The organism is Seohaeicola nanhaiensis (assembly GCF_042654245.1).
GTDB classification, from domain to species: domain Bacteria; phylum Pseudomonadota; class Alphaproteobacteria; order Rhodobacterales; family Rhodobacteraceae; genus Seohaeicola_A; species Seohaeicola_A nanhaiensis.
In genome coordinates this window covers 569,801-592,815 of sequence record NZ_JBHSGI010000024.1, presented here as the reverse complement: position 1 = coordinate 592,815, position 23,015 = coordinate 569,801, and the positions used below count along the sequence as shown (strand labels likewise).

Annotated in this window: 28 protein-coding genes; 1 reads left to right on the top strand and 27 read right to left on the bottom strand. The window is 67.1% G+C overall.

What is annotated here, in order from left to right:
* The first annotated feature begins 117 nt into the window (after positions 1–117).
* Complete coding sequence (locus ACFO5X_RS17400; protein ID WP_380719243.1) at positions 118–453, top strand: carboxymuconolactone decarboxylase family protein; 336 nt, start codon at positions 118–120, stop codon at positions 451–453.
* A gap of 2 nt (positions 454–455) precedes the next feature.
* On the opposite strand, the gene cysE is transcribed toward ACFO5X_RS17400, so the two are convergent.
* The 27 genes from cysE to fabD all read right to left on the bottom strand — a co-directional run bounded on the left by cysE (position 456) and on the right by fabD (position 22,976).
* The gene (gene cysE / locus ACFO5X_RS17395; protein WP_380719240.1) at positions 456–1,277 is read right to left on the bottom strand and encodes a serine O-acetyltransferase; all 822 of its coding nucleotides are present in this window, start codon (positions 1,275–1,277) and stop codon (positions 456–458) included.
* Between the two features lie 75 nt (positions 1,278–1,352).
* Positions 1,353–1,679, bottom strand: coding sequence for a DUF7742 family protein (locus tag ACFO5X_RS17390; protein WP_380719238.1), 327 nt, complete (start codon positions 1,677–1,679; stop codon positions 1,353–1,355).
* Between the two features lie 4 nt (positions 1,680–1,683).
* On the bottom strand, positions 1,684–5,604 hold the full coding sequence (locus ACFO5X_RS17385; protein WP_380719236.1) for a baseplate multidomain protein megatron: 3,921 nt from the start codon (positions 5,602–5,604) through the stop codon (positions 1,684–1,686).
* A gap of 12 nt (positions 5,605–5,616) precedes the next feature.
* Entirely contained in the window at positions 5,617–6,039 is a 423-nt protein-coding gene (locus ACFO5X_RS17380) for a C40 family peptidase (RefSeq protein WP_380719234.1), read from the bottom strand.
* The gene (locus tag ACFO5X_RS17375) at positions 6,036–6,917 is read right to left on the bottom strand and encodes a DUF2163 domain-containing protein (protein ID WP_380719232.1); all 882 of its coding nucleotides are present in this window, start codon (positions 6,915–6,917) and stop codon (positions 6,036–6,038) included. The genes ACFO5X_RS17380 and ACFO5X_RS17375 overlap by 4 nt, the downstream gene beginning before the upstream one ends.
* Complete coding sequence (locus ACFO5X_RS17370; RefSeq protein WP_380719230.1) at positions 6,917–7,549, bottom strand: phage distal tail protein, Rcc01695 family; 633 nt, start codon at positions 7,547–7,549, stop codon at positions 6,917–6,919. Before ACFO5X_RS17370 ends, ACFO5X_RS17375 begins: the two co-directional genes overlap by 1 nt.
* Before the next feature lie 18 nt (positions 7,550–7,567).
* Entirely contained in the window at positions 7,568–8,227 is a 660-nt protein-coding gene (locus tag ACFO5X_RS17365; protein WP_380719228.1) for a phage tail tape measure protein, read from the bottom strand.
* Positions 8,220–8,414, bottom strand: a complete 195-nt coding sequence (locus tag ACFO5X_RS17360; RefSeq protein ID WP_380719225.1) for a rcc01693 family protein — start codon at positions 8,412–8,414, stop codon at positions 8,220–8,222. Before ACFO5X_RS17360 ends, ACFO5X_RS17365 begins: the two co-directional genes overlap by 8 nt.
* Positions 8,411–8,725 (bottom strand): gene transfer agent family protein, encoded by a 315-nt coding sequence (locus ACFO5X_RS17355; RefSeq protein WP_380719223.1) that lies wholly within the window; start codon positions 8,723–8,725, stop codon positions 8,411–8,413. The genes ACFO5X_RS17360 and ACFO5X_RS17355 overlap by 4 nt, the downstream gene beginning before the upstream one ends.
* A 2-nt stretch (positions 8,726–8,727) precedes the next feature.
* Positions 8,728–9,141 carry a phage major tail protein, TP901-1 family gene (locus tag ACFO5X_RS17350; protein ID WP_380719221.1) on the bottom strand — a complete coding sequence of 138 codons (414 nt, stop codon included), beginning with the start codon at positions 9,139–9,141 and terminating at the stop codon, positions 8,728–8,730.
* Positions 9,142–9,162: 21 nt separating this feature from the next.
* The gene (locus ACFO5X_RS17345) at positions 9,163–9,576 is read right to left on the bottom strand and encodes a DUF3168 domain-containing protein (protein ID WP_380719219.1); all 414 of its coding nucleotides are present in this window, start codon (positions 9,574–9,576) and stop codon (positions 9,163–9,165) included.
* Positions 9,573–9,911, bottom strand: coding sequence for a head-tail adaptor protein (locus ACFO5X_RS17340; RefSeq protein ID WP_380719217.1), 339 nt, complete (start codon positions 9,909–9,911; stop codon positions 9,573–9,575). Before ACFO5X_RS17340 ends, ACFO5X_RS17345 begins: the two co-directional genes overlap by 4 nt.
* On the bottom strand, positions 9,908–10,507 hold the full coding sequence (locus ACFO5X_RS17335; RefSeq protein ID WP_380719215.1) for a head-tail connector protein: 600 nt from the start codon (positions 10,505–10,507) through the stop codon (positions 9,908–9,910). The genes ACFO5X_RS17340 and ACFO5X_RS17335 overlap by 4 nt, the downstream gene beginning before the upstream one ends.
* Before the next feature lie 169 nt (positions 10,508–10,676).
* Positions 10,677–11,858, bottom strand: coding sequence for a phage major capsid protein (locus ACFO5X_RS17330; protein ID WP_380719213.1), 1,182 nt, complete (start codon positions 11,856–11,858; stop codon positions 10,677–10,679).
* A 34-nt stretch (positions 11,859–11,892) separates the two neighbouring features.
* Positions 11,893–12,450 (bottom strand): HK97 family phage prohead protease, encoded by a 558-nt coding sequence (locus ACFO5X_RS17325; protein WP_380719210.1) that lies wholly within the window; start codon positions 12,448–12,450, stop codon positions 11,893–11,895.
* A 34-nt stretch (positions 12,451–12,484) separates the two neighbouring features.
* Positions 12,485–12,712, bottom strand: coding sequence for a GTA head formation protein, RCAP_rcc01685 family (locus ACFO5X_RS17320; RefSeq protein WP_380719208.1), 228 nt, complete (start codon positions 12,710–12,712; stop codon positions 12,485–12,487).
* Positions 12,705–13,892, bottom strand: a complete 1,188-nt coding sequence (locus ACFO5X_RS17315; RefSeq protein WP_380719206.1) for a phage portal protein — start codon at positions 13,890–13,892, stop codon at positions 12,705–12,707. Before ACFO5X_RS17315 ends, ACFO5X_RS17320 begins: the two co-directional genes overlap by 8 nt.
* Before the next feature lie 111 nt (positions 13,893–14,003).
* Positions 14,004–15,248 carry a DNA-packaging protein gene (locus ACFO5X_RS17310; protein ID WP_380719204.1) on the bottom strand — a complete coding sequence of 415 codons (1,245 nt, stop codon included), beginning with the start codon at positions 15,246–15,248 and terminating at the stop codon, positions 14,004–14,006.
* Between the two features lie 37 nt (positions 15,249–15,285).
* Positions 15,286–15,627: a hypothetical protein gene (locus tag ACFO5X_RS17305; protein ID WP_380719202.1), complete on the bottom strand. Its 342-nt coding sequence runs from the start codon at positions 15,625–15,627 to the stop codon at positions 15,286–15,288.
* 201 nt (positions 15,628–15,828) lie between these two features.
* Positions 15,829–16,980: an endolytic transglycosylase MltG gene (mltG, locus tag ACFO5X_RS17300; RefSeq protein ID WP_380719200.1), complete on the bottom strand. Its 1,152-nt coding sequence runs from the start codon at positions 16,978–16,980 to the stop codon at positions 15,829–15,831.
* A complete protein-coding gene (fabF, locus tag ACFO5X_RS17295) occupies positions 16,980–18,239 on the bottom strand; it encodes a beta-ketoacyl-ACP synthase II (protein WP_380719198.1) in 1,260 nt (419 codons plus the stop codon). Before fabF ends, mltG begins: the two co-directional genes overlap by 1 nt.
* A gap of 95 nt (positions 18,240–18,334) precedes the next feature.
* Positions 18,335–19,279: an arginase family protein gene (locus ACFO5X_RS17290; protein WP_380719196.1), complete on the bottom strand. Its 945-nt coding sequence runs from the start codon at positions 19,277–19,279 to the stop codon at positions 18,335–18,337.
* A 3-nt stretch (positions 19,280–19,282) separates the two neighbouring features.
* Positions 19,283–20,029, bottom strand: a complete 747-nt coding sequence (locus ACFO5X_RS17285; protein WP_380719194.1) for a 1-(5-phosphoribosyl)-5-[(5-phosphoribosylamino)methylideneamino]imidazole-4-carboxamide isomerase — start codon at positions 20,027–20,029, stop codon at positions 19,283–19,285.
* Positions 20,030–20,102: 73 nt separating this feature from the next.
* Complete coding sequence (locus ACFO5X_RS17280; protein WP_380719192.1) at positions 20,103–20,630, bottom strand: GNAT family N-acetyltransferase; 528 nt, start codon at positions 20,628–20,630, stop codon at positions 20,103–20,105.
* 139 nt (positions 20,631–20,769) lie between these two features.
* A complete protein-coding gene (locus tag ACFO5X_RS17275; RefSeq protein ID WP_380719190.1) occupies positions 20,770–21,003 on the bottom strand; it encodes an acyl carrier protein in 234 nt (77 codons plus the stop codon).
* 231 nt (positions 21,004–21,234) lie between these two features.
* Complete coding sequence (gene fabG, locus ACFO5X_RS17270) at positions 21,235–21,972, bottom strand: 3-oxoacyl-[acyl-carrier-protein] reductase (protein ID WP_380719188.1); 738 nt, start codon at positions 21,970–21,972, stop codon at positions 21,235–21,237.
* A 65-nt stretch (positions 21,973–22,037) separates the two neighbouring features.
* Positions 22,038–22,976, bottom strand: coding sequence for an ACP S-malonyltransferase (fabD, locus tag ACFO5X_RS17265; RefSeq protein ID WP_380719186.1), 939 nt, complete (start codon positions 22,974–22,976; stop codon positions 22,038–22,040).
* Between the last annotated feature and the right edge of the window lie 39 nt (positions 22,977–23,015).

The window sequence follows — 23,015 nt, the reverse complement described above, 5'->3', positions numbered from 1 at the left end:
GCCCCCGAAAAGATCAATGCGCCCCGGTCATCGCCGGGGCGCATTTGATTTGGCGCAAGGCTCAACGGCCCGACCCCGCGCTATCAGTCCACCGGACTCATGCAAGGAAATGCTCTGATGGACTGGAAAGCCGAACTCGCCGATGCCAACCAATCGCTGGCCGCCTATCGCCGCGCCGCCCCTGACGGGGCCGCTGGTTTTTCTGCCATGCACAAGGCGGCCATGGGACCGGGCGCGCTCAGCGTGAAGGACAAGGAGCTGATGTGCCTCGCCATCGGCATCATCCGCCAGTGCAACGACTGCATCGGCTTCCACGTCAAGGCGGCTGTCGCGGCCGGCGCCACCCGGGACGAGATCGCCGAAACGATCACCGTCACGATGTATATGGGCGGCGGCCCGGCATACATGTACGGCGCCAAGGCGCTCGACGCCTTCGACCAGCTGACCGCCTGAGGTCAGTCGCCGCAGTCGGTGCAGCCCTTGAGCCGGTGATCCATCACTACAGAGGGCTGCGAGCATCCGGCCTCGCCCACGATCTTGGCGGGCACGCCCGCCACGGTCTTGCAGGGCGGAACCTCGTTCAGCACCACAGACCCGGCCGCGATGCGCGAGCAGTTGCCGATGTGGATATTGCCCAGCACCTTGGCCCCGGCCCCGATCAGCACGCCATCGCCGATCTTGGGATGGCGGTCCTGGTCTTCCTTGCCGGTCCCGCCCAGAGTCACAGAATGCAGCATCGACACGTTGTCGCCCACCACCGCCGTCTCGCCGATGACGATGGAATGGGCGTGGTCGATCATGATGCCCTTGCCGATCCGCGCGTTGGGGTGAATGTCGACGCCGAAGATCTCGGAAATCCGCATCTGGAAGAAATAGGCCAGGTCGTGCTGGTCATTGGTCCAGAGCCAGTGGCCGATGCGATAGGCCTGCACCGCCAGGTAGCCCTTGAAATAGAGGATCGGCTGCAACAGCCGGTGGCAGGCCGGGTCGCGTTCGTAGACGGCCATCAGGTCGGCGCGCGCCGCCTCGACAATCTCGGGCGAGCGGGCATAGGCCTCGTCCGCGATCTCGCGTAGGATCGCCATCGACATCTCGTTCGAGGCAAGCTTGGCCGCGATCCGATAGGACAGCGCCTTGTCCAGCGTCTTGTGGTGCAGGATGCAGGCGTGAACCAGCCCGCCCATCAGCGGCTCCTTGCGGACAGCCTCCTGGGCCTCGGCGGTGATCCGGCTCCAGACCGGATCGATCGGGGTGATCTTGGTGCGGGTCTCAACCATGACATATCCATCCTGTGCTTGGCCCAGAATATGCATTTAAGCGATTTCATTCCAAACGCAAACCTGTGATCGGGCTCATTTCGAAACGGAATGAGAGGGATCGGTCCGCTCGCTCTGCATCACCGCGCGCCACACCCGCAAGCCATAGAGCACGATGGCGAAGCATTCGGCGTAGGTGTCATCGTCGAAATCCTGTTGCGGCAGGAGCAAATGCTTGCGCGCCGCCGCCATCAGGGTGCCATTGCCGAACTGCGGATGGACGCTGCGGGTTTCGAGGACGTGACGGTCGGCGATTTCCGCCTCGCGCAGCATGCTGACCAGCAGGTCGATACGCGCCTCGGGTGCGGCGGCCATCAGGGCGCGCGCGGCGCTGGTCGCGTCGCCGTGCAGGATCGGGCGCATCACGTCACCCCGGCAGAGCGATGGCGCGGAACGGTCCTGGCCCGAACCGGGCCGAAACCTGCGCAACCTCGATCACATCGCCGTGCAGCGTGCCATCCGCCGCCTGCGCGCTCGCCGCATAGATCCACTGCGGGGCCGTCACGCTGACTTCGCGCAGCACCATCGCGCCCCGGCGCACGCGCAGCTGATACAGCTCCGCCTCCTCGCCCAGCGGCACTTCGGGCAGGTCCCAGCTGTCACCGTCGATTCGGGTGCGCCGCACCCAGCTCAACCCCAGATCGGCGCCCGGTTCACCGCTCAGCCGCAGATGGGATGGCGCATAGGGCCGCAGACCATTGCCGTCGAAGGCCTCCACCTGATGCAGATAGGACGGATCTCCGACCCCACGCCGGCTCGGGCCGATGCGATAATGCCGCGCGATCCGACGTTCGGCGCTGGCAAGGTCGATCTGCGGCGCGGTGCCGTCGAGCAGCACCACCCAGGATCCGGCGGGCCAGACATCCGGCATCAATGCGTCGCTGCCCAGTTGACCGCGCAGCCGGCCGGTCAGCCACCAGGTCTCCGGCCCGATCAGGATTGCGTCGCGAAACTGGAATAGCTCCCAGTTGCCCGGGCTGCCATCTCCTATGGCCATCAGGTTCGCCCCGTTCAGCACCGCCTCGGCCGCCCGCGATTCCAGCGCGCCGGCAATCAGCCGCACCTGCAGCGCAGGCCCCTCGTCCCACAACCCGACCTGCGCCGTGGCCAGCGCCGTTTCGGTCTGCCCGATCACCGAGCGGCGGTCGACCAGCGTGTTCAGCACATAGCTTTCGTCCGAGGCCGAGGCATAGGCCGCCACACTTCCCGGCCAGGGTTGGGCCGTTACCGCCAGATGGGGTGCATGGGGCACCTCGTCACCGCGCATCAGCGGCACGTCCAGGAACAGCGGCAGGACGGGCACGGGGGCGGCAAAGGCCGCGCCGCCAGGCACCTCATCCTCCAGCGCGGAGGGCGCATAGACCGAAGGCTCGATCCGCACGGCCTCGACCAGCTGCAACTCGGCCTGCTCGATCCGGTCGATCCGATAGGCTACATCCGACGTGTCGCCCAGCCGGACGACATCCCCCGCGCCAACCGGCAGAAGCGACGGCGGCAGGGCAAACCGGACCGTGTCGCGCGACACCCGCGCCTCGGTCAGCCAGCGCTCGGCCACCTGCCGCCCCTCGGCGCGGGTCAGGGCCATGGTCAGGTCTTTGGACGCCACCGCATGGGTCGCCTCATCGGCCAGCACCGCCTCTTCGGCAGCTACTCCGTGATCGGACCCCGCCTCGACAAAGCGCACGCGCACCCGGCCCGTGACCTCGGCCTCGGCCCCGCGCAGATGCTCGATCCGACCGTCGATCTCGCCCGATTCGGCCAACGTTTCGGGGTCGATCGTCACGGACTTCAACCCGTCGCGCATCTGGAACACCAGCAGTCCGTCGCGTTCCACCGCGTCGAAGGCATGGCGCAGCATGAGCGGCTGCAGCGCCGCGCGCCCGCTGGTCACGTCATCGACCGTATAGCCGCGCACGATCCCGTCCAGCCGCCCCGTGTCGATGGCCGTCAGGTCCGAGCGCGCGCAGATCTCCTCGACTACAGAGGCCAATGTCCGCGCACCTGCACGCCCGTTCAGCCAATGGCCCAGCCGATGGTTGGCGCCATCGCTCCAGAGATCGCGGTTGTTCGGAAATGCAGGATAGGGTCGGGTGTCCCAGGCCCAGACATAGGCATTGGAAAGGTCGATCATCGGCCCGCCGTAAAGGTCGGACACCGGATTGTTCGCCGCCTCCCCCCAATAGCCCAGCACCGCCCGCAGATACTGCCGCTGGATCAGGTCGTCGGGCCGACCGTTGGAATGCTTCGGCAACTGCGATTCCGACGATTTCGGATCGACGAACTTGTTAGGCTCGTTGGTTGCCTTGTCCACTGCGGCACAGCCCAGCTCGGTGAACCAGATTGGTTTCGAGCGTGGCACCCAAGGGGTCGGCGACGCCTGTTTCACCCCGCCGATCCGCTCGTAATGGTCGTTCTCCCACCAGCCGCGGATATCCTTGTAGCGCCAGACCCAGGGCTCGCCATAGGCGCCGTCGGTGATCGGCGTGCGGATCTGCGCCGCCTCTGCACCGGGCGAAGCGTAATACCAGTCGAACCCCTCGCCGCCCTCAATGTTCGCGCGCAGGTAGTCGAGGTTGTAGATCCGGTCCCAGCCCGCCAGCGCATCGGTATGGTCCTTACCCTCGCGCCAGTCCGACAGCGGCATGTAGTTGTCGATGCCGATGAAATCGACCGTCGCATCGGCCCAGAGTGGATCGAGATGGAAATACCTGTCGCCGCTGCCATCGGGCGGCTGATAGCCGAAGTATTCCGACCAGTCCGCCGCATAGCCGATCTTGACATCCGGCCCCAGCAGCGCCCGCACTTCGGACGCCAACTCGATCAGCGCAGCCACCGCCGGAAAGCCCGTGGCGCTGCGGATCTGCGTCAGCCCGCGCATCTCGGATCCGATGCAGAAGGCGCTGACTCCGCCCGCGGCCGCGCAAAGGGCCGCATAGTGCAGGATGAAGCGCCGCAGCCCCCATTCCGCCGGCCCGGCATAGGTGACAACGCCGTCGCCCACCGTGAAATCGGCCGCGGTGGCCGTGCCGAAAAAGGCCGCCACCTCGGCATCTGCCGCCGCCGTCCCATCCGGACTGCCCGCAACGCCCGGCGCGACCGACAGCGTGATCCGCCCGCGCCAGGGCAGATGCGGCTGGTCCGGCGCGCCGGTCCAGGGATCGGGCAGCCCGTTGCCCGCCTGCTGATCCATCAGTACGAAGGGATAGAACATCACCCGGCGCCCCTGCGCATTCATCGCGCGGATCGCCTCGACCACCGCCGCATCCGCCGGGGTGCCGCCATAGATCGGCCGCCCGTCCGCCTGTTCGATCTCGGGCGCGCCGGTGCGGGTCTGACCGGACACGGTCCACGGCATGTTCTGGCCTTCGAATGCCGCGCGTTCAACCTTCGGGCGCACCTCGCAACTGCCGCAGCGCAGGTCACCACCGAACCACGAGACGACCAGCGAAACCGCCTCGCAGGCTGGCAGCTCCGCGCGAAGTGCCTTCATCGAAGTCTCGAAATCGCTGAGGCCCGTGGCCGCGTTCACGTTGGCCGCCCAGCTGCTGCCCGGCCCGCTGGTATAGAACACTGGCGTTGTCGCCAGCGCATATTCGCCGGTGCCCGGGATCAGCGCCACGCCCTGCACGAGTTGTCCCAGATCCTCGCCGTGGCTGCTGGATGCCGCCTGCTCGGGCCGCACCACCTCGAACGAGAACTGCGGCACCCGGTTGCCGAATGATTCCAGCGGCAGATCCTCGAAAACCACATAGGCCGTGCCGCGATAGGCCGGCACCATCCCGGCGCCCTCGATGGCCTCGATCAGCGGATCGGGCAACTGGTCGGGCCCGCCGGTGTAGACCCGCAGGTTCAGCTCGGCCGGCGCGATCTCTTCGCCATCGGCCCAGATCCGCCCGATGCCCGCAATCTCACCCTCGCAGACCGCCACCGCCAGCGAGACGGCGTAGCTGTAGGTCGTCGTCTTCGGCTGGGCCGGCGCCCCCTTGCCGCCGCCACTGATGGTCGCGGTCTCGATGAAGTCCGAGGCCCAGATCACCTGTCCGCCCACGCGCATCCGGCCATAGACCTGCGCGACCGGCGCACCGTCGCCCGCCTGGGTCAGGCGAAACCGCTCGATGCGGCCGGTTTCGACCGGATCCGACCCCTGCCCCAGCAACCGCTCGTCAATCACACGGCCCAGCGTCGCGCCGACCGCGCGCCCGATGACGACGCTCGACAGGCCCGCCACCGTGCCCCCGATCGACCCGCCGATCGCCGCGCCGGCGGCGGAAAGTAGAATGGTCGCCATGACGGCTCCTCCTCAGGGAAAGTCGAAAATCGCCACCACCCGCCGCGCCCAGGGCGCGCTGAGCGCGCTTTCGACCACGCCCACCCGCGAATAGGCATGGACAAAGCTCGCGCCCGGTCCCACCTGCGCGAGAATCCCGAGGTGTTTGGCCACCGAGGTTTCGCGCATCCGGAACAGCAGCACCCGGCCAGGAGCCAGTGTCTGCACCGCGGTCAGATGACGCTGGGCGGCGGCCCAGAGCGCTTCCTCGCGCTGCGCCTCGCTCCAGTCAGGCGCATAGGGCGGCGGCACCTCCGGCTCGGCCCCGTAGAGCCCGCGCCAGACTCCCCGCACCAACCCCAGGCAATCGCATCCCGCCCCAAGGCAGGACGCCTGGTGCCGGTAGGGCGTGCCGATCCAGCCGCGCGCCAGCGCGACGATCTCCGCCCCGCTCATCGCCTGCTCCCGCCTGTATTGGCCGCCGCACGCTTGGGCACCGCCATCACCCAGTCCTCGCCGGGGATGTCGGGAAACCCCTGAAAGTTCAGCAGGTTGCTGAACTTCAGCCGGCAGGTCTCCATCCGCTTGTCACAGCCGGCCTCCAGCCGCAGCAAATCGCCCGGCAGCATCGCGCCGCGCAGCGCCTCCCAAAGCTCGATCTCCCGCTGGCCCGTCTCTGTCACCCGGTCGGCCTTGACGATTCCGCTCAAGCCTGCGGCCGCGCCGGTCAGCACCATCAGCCGCCCCCGCGTGAACCAACCTGGTTCGAACCCCGCCAGATCCGTCCAGCGGAAAATCCGGCCCTGCTCGGCGATCCCGACCGCCACCGTTACCGAATAGCCCGCAGCCGAGGTGTCGAACCGGCAGGCCGCATCGCCCAGCACCGCCGTGCAAGGCTTCTGATAGACCCGCCCCAGAGTACGATTCAGTTTTTCGGTCAGCCCGCGCAGCTCGGCGTGAAACGCGCCACCCCCACGTCGGATCTCGCCGATGGAGCCACGGAACTGCAGATGCCGCTGGACCACATCGGTCCAGTTGACCAGCCAGGCCCGCACCTCGGCACCATCCAGCCGACCCGCCTCGATGTCTTCCTCGCGGATCGCAGCGTCACTCAGGACGCCCATCGCCTCGGTATTGTCGACCGCCAGCCCGGTGCCCTGCTGCAGCGCCCGCGCCGTCAGCCCGGTATCGGCCTTGAAGGTGATCCCCTCGAAGGCCAGATCCCGGTCGTGGTCGGTAAAGCCGTATTCGACCCCGTCCAGCCGCGTCACAGCCCAGCAGCGGCACACCGTTGTCATCCCGCCTTCCAGATGCGCGCGAAAACCTGCATCCATCACACCCGCACCTCCACCACCGGCACCTTGGGCGCGTCACCGGCCTGAAAGCTGGCCACGCTGGTCTGGATGCGGTCGGTATCAAAGCGCACCGGCACGTCGAACTCGAACCCCGCCGTGATCGCGGCGCCGGCCAGAGGCGGATTGACGAAGGTGATCGTCCCCGTGGTCAAATCGAGGCTGTAGTCGACCGCCTCCTGCATCTCGTCCTGCGCCACGCCGATGCGAATGGTCCCGGCAACCGGCTTGGCTATGGGGCGCGCATAGTCGAAGGCGCCCGAGCGATAGATCTTCATCAACTGGAATTGGCTGCGCTCGCCATCGCCAATGGCGATCTGCTGGTCATCGCTGGCCACCTCGGCCGTGGGCCGGGCAGATTTGTAATCCGACCAGTCTTTCCAGCGAAATCCGAACATCTGCCCGCGCCGCGCCTCGAAGAAGGCGATCAGCGTCTCGATATCGTCCAGCGAGCGCAGGCCAAACCCGGCGTCATAGCGCCGCCGCGAATGCGCCCAGGGAGTATTGCGCTCTTCAAACCCGTTCGCCAGCGTCCCCACATCCGTTCGGCGCTCCGGCCCGCCGACCGAGCCGAAGCTCAGCGAAGACGGGAACCTGACTTCGTGAAAATTCATACGCTTGACCTCCGTTCTTCACCTGTTGCGGTTGCCGCGCCCCAGCGCCCGGCTCATCTGCGCCGCGATCTGGCCCTGGCTGCGCTGAAAACCGGCGACATCCGGCGTGGAGACATTCATCACAACGGTCACCGCCCCCCCCGCCGCTGCGCGCACGCCCAGCTTGCCGTCGGCGCCGCGCGCCAGCGGCATGATCGCCTCGGGCCCCGCCTCGCCCATCAGTCCGATCCCGCCCCGCATCGGAAAGCGCGTCGGCCCCGACACGATCCCGCCCGAGGCGAAGGGCATCACCCGGCCCTGCGCAAAGCCTGCCCCGTCCCCGAAGGGCAGCAGTCCGCCGAACAGGTTGCCCACCCCCTTGGCGATCAGCCCGCCGAAATGATCGGTGACCGGCTTGATCGCCGCCGAATAGGTCGTCTGCACCATCGAGCGCGCCACCGTCTCCAGCGCGTCCGACAGCTTCATGCCGTCGAAGACCACGCCATCGAAGGCCCGGCGCAACCCCTTGGACAGTCCGCGCTCCAGGACCGCCACATCGGCGCCTGTCGCTGCCAGCGACTCGCGCATGCGCCGCAGCGCGCTGTCAAAGCCAGCCGCCATGCCTGCCGCTCCGCTCAGGCTGTCCTCCAGCGCCTCGGCCTGCGCCTCCAGCCCATCAATCCCGTCGCGTTCACTCATCCCGTTCTCCTTGCCCATCCGGAAAGGCCGCCAGCAGGTCGGCCAGCCGCCCCCGGTCCATCGGCGCCTCGCTCCCCGTCCCCAGCATCATCAGCAGCTCGGCGGGGGTCAGCCGCCAGAAGGCCTCGGGCGACAGCCGCAGCCCGGCGATCCCGGCCCGCATCAGCCCCGGCCAGTCGAATTTCATCCCGGCACCGTGAAGGCCCGCGCCAGCAGTTCCGCCGCCGCCCGCGCCGCCGCCACCGGCCCGCCAGCGATATCGGCGCTCAGCAGATCGCGCGAAGTGACACTGGCCCCGCCCCCCCACCGCCCCGCCACCACCAGCGCCAGCACATCCCGGCTGGAACAGGCACCGCTTTCGAAGCGCTCGACCAGTTCGACCAGCGTGCCGGTCTGCAACTCGGCCTCCAGCTCGGCCAGCGCACCCAGCGTCAGCTTCAGCACGCGGGGCTGCCCGTCGATCACCAGCTCCACCTCGCCCGCCCAGGGATTGACCATGTTCAAAGCGCCGTAAAGCTCAGCGCTCCGGCGCTGGCCATCGACATCTCGTAGGTCGCCTCGCCGTTGTGGCTGCCCGAATATTCTATGGCGGTGATCTGGAACGGACCTTCGACAATCCCGAAATCGGGGATGATCACCTGAAAATCCGGTGTCTCGCTGTCAAAGAACAGCTGCCGCGCGCGTTCGTCGGTCCCGGCGTCGCGGAACACGCCCGACCCGGTGATGGCCGCCGATTTGCCCCCCGCTCCGGACAGCAGCTCGCGCCAGCCGCCCTGGCTCTCAAGGCTCGTCACATCGACGCTTTCGGCGTTGAAACTGACCCGCGTGGCGCGCAGGCCCGCGATGGTCTCGAACAATCCGCCGCCGGTCATATCCACCTTGACCAGCAGGTCCTTGCCGTTCTGGGCACCCATATCCGTATCTCCAAGTGTTGATTAACTGTCTTCCAGCCGCGCCCGGAACCGCAGGTCGATCCGGCGGGCGCGGTCCGCCTTGCCGCTGCGCCGCGCCACGGCGCGCTCGAACCACAGACCCACAAGGCGCCCGCGCGACAGCGGCAGGCTGGCATCGCTCAGCACGTCGCTGATCGCGGCCGCCACCAGCTTGGCGCGCCCGAAACTGTCGGTATCGGTGACAACCGAGACCCGGAACCGGTGCAGCGCGCCGCTCCCGCTGACGTCCGAGCGGTCCTGAACCTCTTCCGCCCCGATCGTCACGTAGAGGCCGGGCAGCGGGCCGGCGGGAACGGCGTCATAAATCGCCGTGCCGACCAGCGCCTCGAGATCCGGATCGCCCAGCAGGCGCTGATAGACCGCCGCCTGCAGCGCCTCGCCCAGAACGTAACTCATGCCGCAATCTCCTCGACACAGGTGCAGGCCAGATAGCGGCCGTCCGCGTCGGCCTCGGCCACGGCCACGATCTTCAGAACGCGCGGCCCCTCGCGAAACCGCTGGTCCGCCGCGGGGCGCGACAGGGCGCCGACCGGCGCGGCGCGCACCACCACCCGGTAACTGACCTGCGACACCGGCGTGCCGCTTTCCGAGCGTTCGCTGCCGACCCGCGCCGTGACCTCGGCCCAATGCGTACCCAGCGGGGACCAGACCTCGCTGAAGCCGCCGCTGCCATCGTGGACCTGCGCGCGCGCTTCCAGCACAAGCTGGCGATTGAGGCGCGGCGTCGTCATGTGCCGTACCCCGGGGTCAGCCGCATGGGGCGATAGCGCTGCACCAGGCTGGTCACCCCGAAGGGCATGCAGCCATCGCCCAGCGCGGTCTCGTTGCGGTATTCGTAGTAATGCGCCGCCAACAGCAGAACCGCCTGCGCTAAATCGGCCGGCAATCCGTCCCAGCTCGCCGCGAATCCGGCCGAAAAGCGGATCTGCACAGCGCCGCCAGTGGGCACCAAGGGCAGCGCCGCCCCGACCGGGCGCAGGCGCGGGCGCTGGAAATCCTGTTCCAGCCGGAACTGGCTGATCGGGATGTCGGTCGCCACGTCCAGCGCATTGACCAGCGTGACCTGCAGGACCGAGGTCACAGGCGCCACCGGCAGAGGCTGCCCCATCCGGTCGCGCCAGGCCGCCAGTTTCCAGGCGAAGGTCCGCGCGATCAGCACCTTGCCGGTGCGCGCCTCGATCGCCGCGATGGATGCGCGCAGGAACCCGGTCAGGACGGCAAGCTGCAGCGTGTCCTCGCCGAATCCGGTGCCCTGCCGCAAATGCGCCTTGAACTGCTCCACCGGCAAGGCCTCATCGGGCACGGTGGTTTCTTCGATCAACATCATGAATTCACTCCGCAAGCTCGGATCCCTCCAGGGCCTGACTCTGCCCGTGGTGGACGCACGCCTCTCCACGTTGCTCGGACGGAGGGGAGCAGCTAGACAACGTGAAGGTTTGGTATTGCGTGCGCCCACCTCAGGACCGGTTGCCCGGCCCTGGCTCCGACGCCTCCGATCAGGAGACGCCGAATTTCAGAAGCTTGATCGCCGCGAAGTCCGAGACATCGCCGCCGACGCGCTTGGTCGCATAGAACAGCACATGCGGCTTGGCGCTGAACGGGTCGCGCAGGATGCGCAGATCGGGGCGTTCGGCGATGGTGTAACCCGAAGCGAAGTCGCCGAAGGCGATGGAATAGCTGTTCGACGCCGCATCCGGCATGTCCTCGGCGATCACCACGGGATAGCCCAGCAGCCGCGCCGGCTCGCCCGCGGCCAGCCCGTCACTCCACAGGAACCGCCCGTCCGCATCCTTCAGCTTGCGCACCAGCCCCGCCGACTTGGAGTTCATCACGAAAGACCCGTTGGCGCGATATTGCGCACCCAGCGCATAGACCAGGTCGACGATGGCGTCGCCATCCCCGATGCCGCCGTCGACGCCCGTCGCCACATAGCCCAGATTGCCCCAGGTCCAGCCGGAATTGGCAACCTTCGTATGGGTCAGCATCCCCATCGGCTTGTCGACCCCGTCACCCGAGATGAAGGCCGCCGCCTCGGCGCGGGCGAACTTGTCGGCGATCCGCGCCGCCAGCCAGCCCTCGACATCGAAGGCGCTGTCGTCCAGCAGCCGCTGCGAGGCTTTGGGCAGCGCGCTCAGCTCGTGCAGCTGGATCGAGATGCGGTCGATCTGCGGCGTCGCGGTCTCAGTTGCCGCCGCCGTTTCGCTGGCCCAGCCGGCGCCCAGCTCGGTATGGTCGATCAACACGTCATAGGTCGTCGCCTCGACGTTGACGACGCTCGCCACTGCCCGGATCGAGGCGGTGGCATAAAGCACCGACTTCACCATGTCGGCGGTCTGCGGATCGACCAGATAGCCGCCATCGCTGTTCACCACCGTCGACAGCGACTTGCTCTCGATCTCAAGCCCGCGCAGACCATCGTCATCGCCGCCCCGCAGATAGGCGCTGAAGGCCTTGCGATGGGGCGTCCCCCCATCCTGATTGGCCGAAAGATGCGGCCGCGCCGCGATTTGCATTCTACGATCCAGCATGGTCAGTCGCTCTTCTGCTTGTTGAAGTTTCGATTCAATTTCGTCTTGGAATGCTCTGAAACTGCCCAGAAATCCGGTCATCGCCCGCTTCACCTCCTGAAGCGGAGTCTGCTCTTCCCCGGCCCGAGCCTTGATCTCGGTCTTGCTCATCTGTTCATCCTGTTTTCCGTGAGAGATACGCGCGCTACCGCCGCGCCAGCTCCAGCCGCGCCCTGTCCAGGGCCACCGCCAATTCGCGCAGATCCTGTTCGAACCCGGGGCCATCCCCCTTGGCCGACACCCGCGCACTGGGCAGCATCGGGAAGGTCACCAGCGACACCTCCCAAAGCTCCAGTTCGGTCAAGAGCCGCTGGCCCTTGTCATCCTTCGCCGCCCGCTTGGTGCGATAGCCGATCGACAGCCCGTCGATCGCGCCCGCCGCCACCAGCGCCGCCGCCTCGCGTCCGCGCTGGGTGATATCCAGGATACGCCCCTTCACCCACAGCCCGCGCGCGTCCTCGCGCACCTCGTCCCAGACGCCGATCGGCTGCGCCGGATCGTGCTGCCACAGCATCTTCACCCGCTGGTGCGCCTCGGCCAAGGTTCGGATCGTCTCGGCATAGGCGCCCTTCTGCACGATGTCGCCCCCCTGGTCAGGCAGCCCGAACAGGCTGGCGTATCCCTCGATGACCGAATCCGCGCTGATCTTCAGCCCATCGCCGAACCGCGCGAATTTTCGTTCCAGTCCGTTCTCGATTTCCATGTTTCGTTCCTCGTGGTTTCGCCAGTCGGGCGCGTCAGGGCGCCACTGTCAGGATCGACTGCAGGGCCTGCGTCAAAACCATCGCCGCCACCCCATAGACAGCGATCCAGAGCCGACGCTCCAACCGCTCCATCATCTCGTCCAGCCGATCCAAGCGCCGGTTGAGGTTTTCGTGATGTATCTGGCTCACCCGTTCGTGGGCGGCGAGCCTCAGGCCCGGCGCGCAGTCGAAAGGTTCGTAACCCACCTGCCGGTCACTCATTGAGATCACCATCGGGCAGCGCCGGCAGACCCAGCAGCGCCCGCTTCTCGCCGACAGTCAGGAAATCCGCAGCCGTCACACGCGCCCATTGCGCGTCGCGCTCGGCCGACAGCGCCGGCACACGGTCCAGATCGGGCCTCAGTTCGATCAGGTCGCCCGAAAACCGCGACAGCCATTCCGACAGCGCCACCGCCACCCGGGTGGCAAGCGGCAGGACGGTCAGGCGAAAGAACGCCCGGTTGGCCTCCTGGTAATTCGCGTAAGTTGCATCGCCCTGGATGCCCAGCAGCATGGGCGGCACCCCAAAGGCCAGCGCAATCTCGCGGGCGGCCGCCTCCTTTGTCTTCTGAAACTCCATGTCCGATGGGCTGAACCCCATCGGCTTCCAGTCCAGCCCGCCTTCCAGCACCATCGGGCGCCCGGCATTGCGCGCCCCCTGGTAATTGGCCTCGATCTCTTCCGACAAACGCTGAAACTGGTCGTCGGCCATCGCTCCATGCCCGTCGGGCGAACGATAGACCAGCGCCCCGCTCGGCCGCGCCGCATTGTCCAACAGCGCCTTCGACCAGCGCGAGGCGCTGTTGTGAACGTCCACCGCCATCGCCGCCGCCTGCAGGGGCGACAGGCCATAATGGTCGTCCTGCGGATGAAAGCTCTTGATATGGCAGATCGCCGGCGCCGCACCCGAAATGTCAAACCGATGCTTGCGCGCGCCCACCGCATATTCATAGGCCGCCGGCCAGCCATCCGCCCCCGGGATGACTCGCATCCGGTCCGATCGCAGGACGTGCAGCTCGATCGGCAACTCCGTCTCGCCCTGAACCGCCTCGACATAGGCGTTCCCGGTCAGCAGTAGCTGGCCATACAGGGCCTCCATCAATTCGGCACGGCCCTGCGCCAGATTGGGACGGTTTACCAGGCTCAGGATCGGATGCGTCTCGTAGCGCCGCTGACAGTCCTGCAGGACCAGCGGCAGGGCAGCGGCCGCCTCGGCGATTAGCTTGACCGACCGGAATCCCACGGGATTGCTGCTGAACCCCGCACGCGTCAGCGACACCGCATCGCGCGGGCTCCAGGCCACCCTGCCCGCACTGTGATAAGCGACAACCGGACCCGTTGCGCTGGTCTTCTGCTCCGGGGCGCCGGCTTGGCCATTGCGGCGCAGAAAGTTCAATACCATGGAAATCGCTCCTTTTTCAGGCCGAAGCGCCCGAGGCCGCCATCGGGTCCGCTTGACTTCGGTTCTCCCGCAAAAAGGATAAATTGGATTGAAGGCACCGAACGGTGGGGGTCAAAGCACCCGGATGCGCGGATGCCGATACTCGCCGGCCGCCGCGACCATCAGTTCATGCAACGCCCAGACCAGCGCATCCACGCGGTCGGGCGACCCCTGGCCCTGATAGCCCTGCAGGGTCATCAGCGCCATCTGCTCTTCCAGCACATCCAGACCGGCGGCATGGCTCACCCGCCCCTGCTCATAGAGCGCCGCGATGGGTTCGGCACGCGCCAGTTTCCCGCGCGAGGCATGAACGCCCTTGTAAGGCACCATTGGATCGACCTGCCGGATCAACTCTTCCACCAGCTGCCCACCCTGGTTGACCTCGGCCACCAGCCGCTCGGCCCCGTGCCGCTCGAAGGCAGCAACCGCCGCCTGCGCCCAGCCCAGGGGCCCGACACCCTGCACCGAGCAATCCTCCAGCACATGGGCCCGCCAGGTCGCCGGCTTGCCCGTCAGCTGCGCGCCGGCCACGATGATGCCGCAGGCATCCGCACCCGGACCCGAACTCACAGCAGGATCCACCGCGACGATCACCCGGTTCAACGGAGGCACAGGCGCCAGCCGGGCCTGTTCCAGCATTTCCCCGGTCCACAGCGCGCCGTCCAGATCCGTCAGGATCACCCCATCCAGCTCCTGCTGCGCAAGCCGGCTGCCGGCATAGCGCTCCCGCACCTCGGTCAGAAAGCTGGGCGCAAGGTTGGCCCGGTTGGCCTCGGTGCGCGCATGCGTCGAAACGGTCGACTCAGCCGCCAACAGCTTGCGCAGCAGGGGAATGTTGCGCGGCGTGGTCGTCACGCAGCATTGCGGGTGCTGCCCCAACCGCAACGCGAATTGCAGCATGTCCCAGGTCGCTTCGGGATCCGGCCATTTCGCCAGCTCATCCGCCCAGGCCGCATCGAACTGCGGCCCGCGCAGCCCGTCGGGATCATGCGCCGAAAAAGCCTGCGCCTCGGCGCCGTTCGGCCAGATCAGCTTGCGCTCCGAGGCCTTCCACAGCGGGCGACGGTCCGGCGGCGAACAGCCCAGGATCCCGCTGTCACCCTGCACCATCACGTCGCGCACCTGATCAAAGGTCTCACCCAGCAGCGCCACGCGGCCCGCCACGCCCCGGTCCAGCGGCTTTGCGCCCTCGACCTGACGGCGCACCCATTCCGCCCCTGCGCGCGTCTTTCCCGCCCCGCGCCCGCCCAGCACCACCCAGCTGCGCCACTCTCCCAAGGGAGGCAGCTGATGCGGCAGGGCCCAGAACTCGAACATATAGGGCAGCGCCCGCAGCGCCTCCTCGCTCAGCCCGTCAAGAAATGTCTGTCTCGTCGCGACTGGACCGCAGGCGATCCAGCCGGCATCCGATCTCGCTTCGCGCGCTGTCGAGGTCGAGGGCCTGTCTGTCGCCGGCTCCTCCGGTCTGTCTTTCCAATTGTTCGACAAGGGAACTCTCCACCTTCTGACAGACCCGGATCAGCCGTTCGACCTCGCTCAGGGTCCGGTTGGCCTGGGTCAGGTTCTCGCCCTCCCTCTCACGCAGTTCGGCACACCACTGCTCGGCATCCTGCCGGACACGGCGGATCGAGGCGTGCACCGATCCCAGCAGCTCGGCCGTTACCGGCGCCGGGTCTTCGGGATACTTCAATGTCATGGCTTTGTTCTGGACCTCGTGTATCGGGCGGTCCGTTCGAAAGACAAGAAACGGTCGACGGGTGCACCCCGCGACCGTTCCCCAAGTCTTCTAGCATGGCACAATCTATACGCCCGACCGTCCTCTAAGTCAAGGCGCTTCGACTCACCTCCGGCCGCTAAGCGTCCGGGATCATTAACGAAAAATGAACAGGGCGACCTCTCAGTCGCTCGCCGGAGCCTGCTCGATCTTGCGCCACTTGGCGACGTTTCGGTTGTGCTCTTCCAGCGTCGTCGCAAAGGCGTGCCCGCCGCTGCCATCGGCCACGAAGAACACGTAATCCGTCTCGGCCGGGTTCACCGCGGCATCCAGGCTCGCCTGCCCCGGGTTTGCAATCGGCGTCGGCGGCAATCCGTCGATCACATAGGTGTTCCACGGTGTCGACCGGTTCAGCTCGCTCTGCCGCAACCCCCGTCCCAGCACGCCTTGTCCCTTGGTCAGCCCATAGATCACGGTCGGGTCGGTCTGAAGCCGCATCTTCTTGTTCAGACGGTTCACGAAGACGCTCGCCACGTCGCGCCGCTCGGTCGGAACCCCGGTTTCTTTCTCGATGATCGAGGCCAGAACCAGCATTTCCTCCGGGCTCTTCAGCGGCAGGTCCGGATCCCGCTTGTCCCAGGCCGCCGCGATCCGGGCCGACTGCTTGGCAGTCATGTCGTCGATCAGCGACTGCCGGGTCTCGCCCGCAAAGACGTCATAGCTGTCAGGCGCCAGCGTGCCTTCCGGCGGCACCGAAACCTCGCCCTCGAGCATATCCATGCCTTTCAGCGCCTCGGTCACCTGCCAGCTGGTCACCCCTTCGGCCAGCACCATGCGATAGCGTGTATCGCCCTGCTCGCGCCGCTTGGTGAACTCATCCGGAACCTCGGCCGCGCCCAGATCGAACTCGGCCTTCTCGACAAAGGCATTGGTCGCCGGATCCAGTTCGCGCACCCGCACCTGCGTCCGCGTCACGCCCACCAGATAGACGATCTCGGTGCCGCAGGTATTGGCGCCGCCCTTGGTGATCATTTCGCCGATGTCTTCCATCGACGCGCCGGGCGGCAGCAGATAGCTGCCGAACTTCAGGCGGTTGTCCTTGCCCTCATAGCGCATCCCGACCCGGAACAGCGAGGCATTGCTTACCGCCCCCTCTTCACCCAGCCGCTTGCTGACCTTATTGATGTTCGTGCCCTGCTCGACGCGGAAGCACATCGCGTCGGTCAGGGGTCCGGGGCCGCTGTACTCGGACTTGCCCCACAGCACGACACCCGCCGCCAGAAACAGCGCCACGGCGAGGAACGTCAGCATGTTCGAGGCAAGCGCCCGCCACATCAGCTGACCTTCCCGAAAATGACGCTGGCGTTGGTTCCGCCAAAGCCGAAGGAATTCGACAGCGCCACGTCGATCTTGCGGGCGCGTTTGGCATTCGGCGCGAGGTCGACCTTCGATTCAACCGCCGGATTGTCCAGGTTGATCGTCGGCGGCGCGACCTGATCGCGGATCGCCAGGATCGAGAAGATTGCCTCGATCGCCCCGGCCGCGCCCAGCAGGTGCCCGGTGGCCGACTTGGTCGACGACATGGTGACATTGCCTGCGTGATCGCCCAGCAGCCGCTCGACGGCGGCCAGCTCGATCACATCTGCCATCGTGCTGGTGCCATGCGCATTGATGTAATCCACATCGCCCGGCTGCAGCCCCGCGCTCTTCAGCGCCGCCCGCATCGACCGTTCGGCCCCGTCGCCATCCTCCGACGGCGCGGTGATGTGATAGGCGTCGCCCGACATTCCATAGCCCAGCACCTCGGCATAGATCTTGGCGCCGCGCGCCTTGGCGTGCTCGTATTCCTCCAGCACGACAACGCCCGCGCCCTCGCCCATGACGAACCCGTCGCGGTCGATGTCATAGGGCCGGCTCGCCTTCGTCGGATCGTCGGCGCGCTTGGTCGACAGCGCCTTGCAGGCGTTGAACCCGGCAATCCCGATCTTGCAGATCGCCGCCTCGGCCCCGCCTGCGATCATCACGTCGGCATCCCCCCAGCGCACCATCCGGCTCGCATCACCGATGGCATGGGCGCCGGTCGAACAGGCGGTCACCACCGAATGGTTCGGCCCCTTGAAGCCATAGCGGATCGAAACCTGCCCCGAGATCAGGTTGATCAGCGCGCCCGGCACGAAGAACGGGCTGACACGGCGCGGCCCCTTCTGTTCCATCATCACCGCCGTATCGGCGATCGAGTTCAGCCCGCCGATACCCGAACCGATCAGGACCCCGGTGCGTTCCTGCCCCTCGCGGTCCTCGGGCTTCCACCCGGAATCCTCGACCGCCTGAACCGCCGCCGCGATCCCGTACATGATGAAGGTATCCACCTTCCGCTGCTCTTTCGGCTCCATGTATTTGTCGGGATTGAATGTCGCGTCGGATCCGTCGCCGCGCGGCACTTCGCAGGCATAGGTCGTTGCAAGACCTTCGGGGTCAAAGCCGGTGATCGGGCCCGCCCCGGATTGACCGGCCAGCAGCCGCGACCAGCTTTCCTCGACACCATCCGCAAGCGGCGTCACCAGCCCAAGCCCCGTAACCACAACTCTGCGCATCTGCTGCCCTCTCGCCTGTTTCCGAAATTCTTAGGTCTGGCACGTTTCCAAAATCGCGACGGTCTTACCCTGCGCCCCCGCGCCCGGCAAGTCCGTCAGCCGCCGACCCGCTGCCGCCCGATCAGCCCAAGGATCGAGGTCAGCAGCTGGGCCGCCGTCCGCGCCCCGACACCGTCGCGGTCACGCTCGGGCATGAACTCCACCAGGTCCACCCCGGCAAGCGTCGCCTTGCCGCCCACGCCCCGGATCAGCCGCAGCGCCTGCGCATAGGTAAGCCCTCCGGCCGTCGGTGCAATGACCGCCGGCATGATCGGCGGATCCAGAGCATCCACGTCGAAACAGATCACCACACGGGCGCCCTCGGGGATCAGACCGATGGCGCGCGCGATGCCGCCATCCTCCAGCTCATGCGCCGGCACCAGATGCGCGCCCCAGGCCAGCGCCGCCTCCAGCGCCTCCATCCCGGCCGAGCCGACCCCGCGCGCGCCCACCTGCACGATGCGCTCCACGTGCGCCATCTCGCTGGCCCGCCGCATTGTCGAGCTCAGCCCCAGACGCTCGCCCCGTACCTCGTCGCGCCAGTCGATATGGGCATCGATCTGCAGGATCGTGACCGGCCCTGCGCCGTCGAAGGCCCGCAACAGGCCCAGCGGCACCGAATCGTCGCCCCCCAGCAGCACCGGCACCGCGCCGGCACCCAGAATCTCGCGTGTCGCCGCCTCGATCCGGTCGCGATTTCCGGCCGGATCCTCCGCGTCGGTCGCCAGATCCCCGGCATCCACCGCGCGCACGCCCCGTGGCAGCAGCGGGCCCATCAGGTCGAAATTCACGCGCTCCACCGCGCCGGCATAATCCGCCGACCCTGCGCGGATCGCCGCCGGCCCCCCAGCGCAATAGGCGCCGACCCAAGGGTAAGGCGTCGCGCAATCGGCGCCATAGATCACGATATCCGCCGCCGCGCCAAGGCTCTCGGCGCGGTCCAGTCCAAGGAAGGTGCCGGGCGTGCCGGCCCCTCCGATCATTTCCGCCAGACTTGCCATGTATCAGATGAAATCCGCTATCCGTTCCATTTCCGGCCGCGCCACCGCCAAGGCCTCTCTCAGATCGACCGACCCGAGATACAGCGCCCGCCCCACCAGCGCACCGGCGATATTATGGATATATTTCAACCGCGCGATATCGTCGACCGTTCGCACCACGCCGCTTGCGATGACCGGCGTCCGGCACAGCCGCGCCAGCCCCGAAATCAGCCCCAGCTGTGCCTCGACCTGTGCGTTGGCGTCCGACTCGATGTCGGTCACCACGATCCCGGCCAGCGGCACGCCCTCGAAGGCCGCGATGAAATCCTCGGGCGCGAATGCGCTTTCCCGGCGCCACCCGTGGGTCATCACCCGGCCCGCGCGCACGTCGACCGACAGGACAATCTGGTCGGGATGGTATTTCGCCAGCTCCGCCACCATCGCCGGATCCTGCGCCGCCAGCGAGCCGACCACGATCCGCGCCGCGCCCTTGTCGATCCAGCGCTCCACCGTGTCGCGGCTGCGAAAGCCCCCCGCCAGCTGCACCGGGATACCGACCCCCCGGATGATCCGCTCCACCAGCTCGACGTTCCTCGGTATCCCCTCGACTGCATCCAGGTCGGTGAGGTGCATCCACTCCGCCCCGGCAGCGGCAAAGCTCTGCGCCTTTTCCAGCGGGTCCACGTCCCAGACGCGCGGCGTATCTATGCGCGCCCGGTCCAGCGACACGCATTTGCCACCCATCACCTCGATCGTCGGATAAATCAGCATTCTGGCCTCCCTCCGTCGTGCCCGATTTCCACCAGTCTAGCAGATTCCCCTCACGCCACGCGAGAATTCCCGCCTACCCCCGCCCCGGCGGCCCGTCGCGGCGCATCAGCAGCGTTCCCCCCGCCTCGCGCCGCTGGCGATAGCCCAGTGCATCCGCCAGCTCCACGGCCGTCTCGTTGGCCTGCGACACCCGCGCCACCAGGCTGCCCGTCACCACCCGGTCGAACCAGTCATGCGCCGCCCGCGCCGCCTCCAGAGCCAGCCCGCTCTCACCGCACTCCGGCAGCATCACCCACCCGACCTGCGGATAGGTGTCGAACTCCTCGTCCACCACCTCGCTGTCGAAGAAGAAACCGACCTGTCCCACAATCGTCCGGCTGCGCTGCTCGATCACCGCCCACTGGCCAAATCCGGTCATCTGCCAGTGCCCGGCGTTGCGCAGAAACGCCTCCCAGGCGCGACGGCGCGGCCAGGGACCGCTGTCCAGCGGCCGCAGCGCGTCACCCATCGCGCAGATGCCCGCGTATCGGTCAAAGTCCTCTGGCCGCATGGCCCGCAGCGTCACCCGCAGGGTGTTCAATGTCGGAGTGGATCGGATCATGGCGCCCGCTTTTCTTCTGCCTCGGTCCGACCTGACTACCGGCACCGCCCGGGCGCAAGGCATTTATCGGCCGCACAAAGGAAAACGGCACCTCCCCGCCGGGAGGTGCCGTTTCAAAGTCTTCAGGCGCAGAAAAGAATCAGGCGGCTTCGCTGATGAACTTCACTGCATCGCCGAAGGTCTGGATCGTCTCGGCGGCATCGTCCGGAATCTCGATCCCGAACTCTTCTTCGAAGGCCATCACCAGTTCCACGGTGTCAAGGCTGTCGGCGCCCAGATCGTCGATGAACGAGGCGTTCTCGGTCACCTTCTCTTCTTCCACTCCCAGATGCTCAACAACGATCTTTTTCACGCGGTCTGCGACGTCGCTCATATCCGTTCCTCATTCCTTTGCGGGCGTCTTGGCCCTGATCTGCCCTTGCCCGCTTCGGGAGGGTTCTGTTTGCCCCGAAGCCGGGACGGGTTGTGCCCTCTATACCGGGCCAAACAGGCAGGTGCCAAGGCCCCGCCTGCCGAAATTTGCGTCGCTATAGCACAGAGAACGGCGATGGCAAACGCTTTCGCAAGGGCCGCAGGATGACGCCAAACGCGTCACGCCCCCGGCTCACAGCATAGCCATACCGCCGTTCACGTGTAGCGTCGCGCCGGTCACATAGGCCGCCTCGGGGCTCGACAGATAGAGCACCGCCGCCGCCACTTCGCTGGCCGAACCCATGCGCCCTGCCGGCACCTGGGTCAGAATCGCCGACTTCTGATCGTCGGTCAGCTTGTCGGTCATCGCCGTGGTGATGAACCCCGGCGCCACCACGTTCACCGTGATGTTGCGGCTCGCCACCTCATAGGCCAGCGCCTTGGACATGCCGACCATACCGGCCTTCGAGGCCGCATAGTTGCCCTGCCCCGGATTGCCCGTCGCGCCGACAACCGACCCGATGTTGACGATCCGCCCCCAGCGCGCCTTCATCATGCCGCGCAGAACGGCCCGGCACAGCCGGAAAGTCGCGGTCAGGTTCACGTCGATGACGCTCTGCCATTCCTCGTCCGACATCCGCATGAAAAGGTTGTCGCGTGTGATCCCGGCGTTGTTCACCAGAATGTCGAGCCCGCCCATCGCGTCCGATGCCTGCTTGGGCAGCCCCGACACCGCGTCGAGATCGGAGAGGTTGCAGGGCACCACATGCGCCCGCTCGCCCAGTTGCTCGGCCAGTTCCTGCAACGGCTCGACCCGCGTGCCCGACAGGGCGACCGTCGCCCCTGCCCCGTGCAGATGGCGCGCGATCTCGCCACCGATGCCTCCTGAAGCGCCGGTAATCAGCGCGGATTTTCCCGTCAGATCGAACATGTCCTGCTCCTGTCCGTTTCGCGGCAACGCCGGATGCGGCGCCGCCCTCCGTTGTCCTGCCTGGTTCAGCCGGCCAGCCCCAGCGCGGCACGCACCTCTTCGGGGCTGCCGACGGCCTTGCACTCGATCGACTTGTCGATCCGCCGGATCATCCCGGACAGCGCCTTGCCGGCCCCGACCTCCCAAATCTCTGTGACGCCATCCGCGGACATCGCCAGCACGCTCTCGCGCCAGCGCACCGCCCCTGTCACCTGCTGCACCAGCAGCTCGCGGATCCGTGTCGGATCGCTCACCGGCCCGGCGACCACGTTGGCGATCAGCGGCACCTTCGGCGCCTTGATCTCCACGCCAGCCAGCGCCTCTGCCATCACCTCGGCCGCCGGCGCCATCAGCGCGCAATGGAACGGCGCGGACACCGGCAGCAGGATCGCCCGCTTGGCGCCCTTGGTCTTGGCGATCTCGAGCGCGCGCTCGACCGCCGCCTTGTGGCCCGAAACGACGACCTGCGCCGGATCGTTGTCATTGGCCGCCTCGCAGACCTCGCCCTGCGCCGCCTCGGCCGCAACCGCGCGCGCGCCCTCCAGGTCCAGCCCCAGCAGCGCCGCCATCGCGCCGACGCCGACCGGCACCGCCTGTTGCATTGCCTGCCCGCGCGTGCGCAGCAACCGCGCCGCATCTCCGATCCCCAGCGCACCGGCCGCCGCAAGCGCGGAATATTCGCCCAGCGAATGCCCGGCCACGCAGGCCACGCCCGCGATGTCGAAGCCCTCGGCCTCCAACGCGCGCAGCGCCGCCATCGAGGTCGCCATCAGCGCCGGCTGTGCGTTCCGGGTCAGCGTCAGCGTCTCGATATCGCCCCCCCAGATCAGCCCGCTGAGATCTTCGCCCAGCGCCGCATCGACCTCTTCGAAAACCGCCTTCGCCGCCGGATAGGCCTCGGCCAGCGCCTGCCCCATGCCGATGGATTGTGCCCCCTGCCCGGGGAATACCAGTGCCCTGCTCATCGCTTGCTCTCCCGTTTTCCCCGCAATAGCCCGCGATCA

What these genes read in the sequence shown, in the direction of transcription:
- ACFO5X_RS17400 (WP_380719243.1), top strand. Translation starts at nt 118, where the DNA reads ATGGACTGGAAAGCCGAACTCGCCGATGCCAACCAATCGCTGGCCGCC.
- cysE (WP_380719240.1), bottom strand. Translation starts at nt 1,277, where the DNA reads ATGGTTGAGACCCGCACCAAGATCACCCCGATCGATCCGGTCTGGAGC.
- ACFO5X_RS17390 (WP_380719238.1), bottom strand. Translation starts at nt 1,679, where the DNA reads ATGCGCCCGATCCTGCACGGCGACGCGACCAGCGCCGCGCGCGCCCTG.
- ACFO5X_RS17385 (WP_380719236.1), bottom strand. Translation starts at nt 5,604, where the DNA reads ATGGCGACCATTCTACTTTCCGCCGCCGGCGCGGCGATCGGCGGGTCG.
- ACFO5X_RS17380 (WP_380719234.1), bottom strand. Translation starts at nt 6,039, where the DNA reads ATGAGCGGGGCGGAGATCGTCGCGCTGGCGCGCGGCTGGATCGGCACG.
- ACFO5X_RS17375 (WP_380719232.1), bottom strand. Translation starts at nt 6,917, where the DNA reads ATGGATGCAGGTTTTCGCGCGCATCTGGAAGGCGGGATGACAACGGTG.
- ACFO5X_RS17370 (WP_380719230.1), bottom strand. Translation starts at nt 7,549, where the DNA reads ATGAATTTTCACGAAGTCAGGTTCCCGTCTTCGCTGAGCTTCGGCTCG.
- ACFO5X_RS17365 (WP_380719228.1), bottom strand. Translation starts at nt 8,227, where the DNA reads ATGAGTGAACGCGACGGGATTGATGGGCTGGAGGCGCAGGCCGAGGCG.
- ACFO5X_RS17360 (WP_380719225.1), bottom strand. Translation starts at nt 8,414, where the DNA reads ATGAAATTCGACTGGCCGGGGCTGATGCGGGCCGGGATCGCCGGGCTG.
- ACFO5X_RS17355 (WP_380719223.1), bottom strand. Translation starts at nt 8,725, where the DNA reads ATGGTCAATCCCTGGGCGGGCGAGGTGGAGCTGGTGATCGACGGGCAG.
- ACFO5X_RS17350 (WP_380719221.1), bottom strand. Translation starts at nt 9,141, where the DNA reads ATGGGTGCCCAGAACGGCAAGGACCTGCTGGTCAAGGTGGATATGACC.
- ACFO5X_RS17345 (WP_380719219.1), bottom strand. Translation starts at nt 9,576, where the DNA reads ATGAGTTACGTTCTGGGCGAGGCGCTGCAGGCGGCGGTCTATCAGCGC.
- ACFO5X_RS17340 (WP_380719217.1), bottom strand. Translation starts at nt 9,911, where the DNA reads ATGACGACGCCGCGCCTCAATCGCCAGCTTGTGCTGGAAGCGCGCGCG.
- ACFO5X_RS17335 (WP_380719215.1), bottom strand. Translation starts at nt 10,507, where the DNA reads ATGATGTTGATCGAAGAAACCACCGTGCCCGATGAGGCCTTGCCGGTG.
- ACFO5X_RS17330 (WP_380719213.1), bottom strand. Translation starts at nt 11,858, where the DNA reads ATGAGCAAGACCGAGATCAAGGCTCGGGCCGGGGAAGAGCAGACTCCG.
- ACFO5X_RS17325 (WP_380719210.1), bottom strand. Translation starts at nt 12,450, where the DNA reads ATGGAAATCGAGAACGGACTGGAACGAAAATTCGCGCGGTTCGGCGAT.
- ACFO5X_RS17320 (WP_380719208.1), bottom strand. Translation starts at nt 12,712, where the DNA reads ATGAGTGACCGGCAGGTGGGTTACGAACCTTTCGACTGCGCGCCGGGC.
- ACFO5X_RS17315 (WP_380719206.1), bottom strand. Translation starts at nt 13,892, where the DNA reads ATGGTATTGAACTTTCTGCGCCGCAATGGCCAAGCCGGCGCCCCGGAG.
- ACFO5X_RS17310 (WP_380719204.1), bottom strand. Translation starts at nt 15,248, where the DNA reads ATGTTCGAGTTCTGGGCCCTGCCGCATCAGCTGCCTCCCTTGGGAGAG.
- ACFO5X_RS17305 (WP_380719202.1), bottom strand. Translation starts at nt 15,627, where the DNA reads ATGACATTGAAGTATCCCGAAGACCCGGCGCCGGTAACGGCCGAGCTG.
- mltG (WP_380719200.1), bottom strand. Translation starts at nt 16,980, where the DNA reads ATGTGGCGGGCGCTTGCCTCGAACATGCTGACGTTCCTCGCCGTGGCG.
- fabF (WP_380719198.1), bottom strand. Translation starts at nt 18,239, where the DNA reads ATGCGCAGAGTTGTGGTTACGGGGCTTGGGCTGGTGACGCCGCTTGCG.
- ACFO5X_RS17290 (WP_380719196.1), bottom strand. Translation starts at nt 19,279, where the DNA reads ATGGCAAGTCTGGCGGAAATGATCGGAGGGGCCGGCACGCCCGGCACC.
- ACFO5X_RS17285 (WP_380719194.1), bottom strand. Translation starts at nt 20,029, where the DNA reads ATGCTGATTTATCCGACGATCGAGGTGATGGGTGGCAAATGCGTGTCG.
- ACFO5X_RS17280 (WP_380719192.1), bottom strand. Translation starts at nt 20,630, where the DNA reads ATGATCCGATCCACTCCGACATTGAACACCCTGCGGGTGACGCTGCGG.
- ACFO5X_RS17275 (WP_380719190.1), bottom strand. Translation starts at nt 21,003, where the DNA reads ATGAGCGACGTCGCAGACCGCGTGAAAAAGATCGTTGTTGAGCATCTG.
- fabG (WP_380719188.1), bottom strand. Translation starts at nt 21,972, where the DNA reads ATGTTCGATCTGACGGGAAAATCCGCGCTGATTACCGGCGCTTCAGGA.
- fabD (WP_380719186.1), bottom strand. Translation starts at nt 22,976, where the DNA reads ATGAGCAGGGCACTGGTATTCCCCGGGCAGGGGGCACAATCCATCGGC.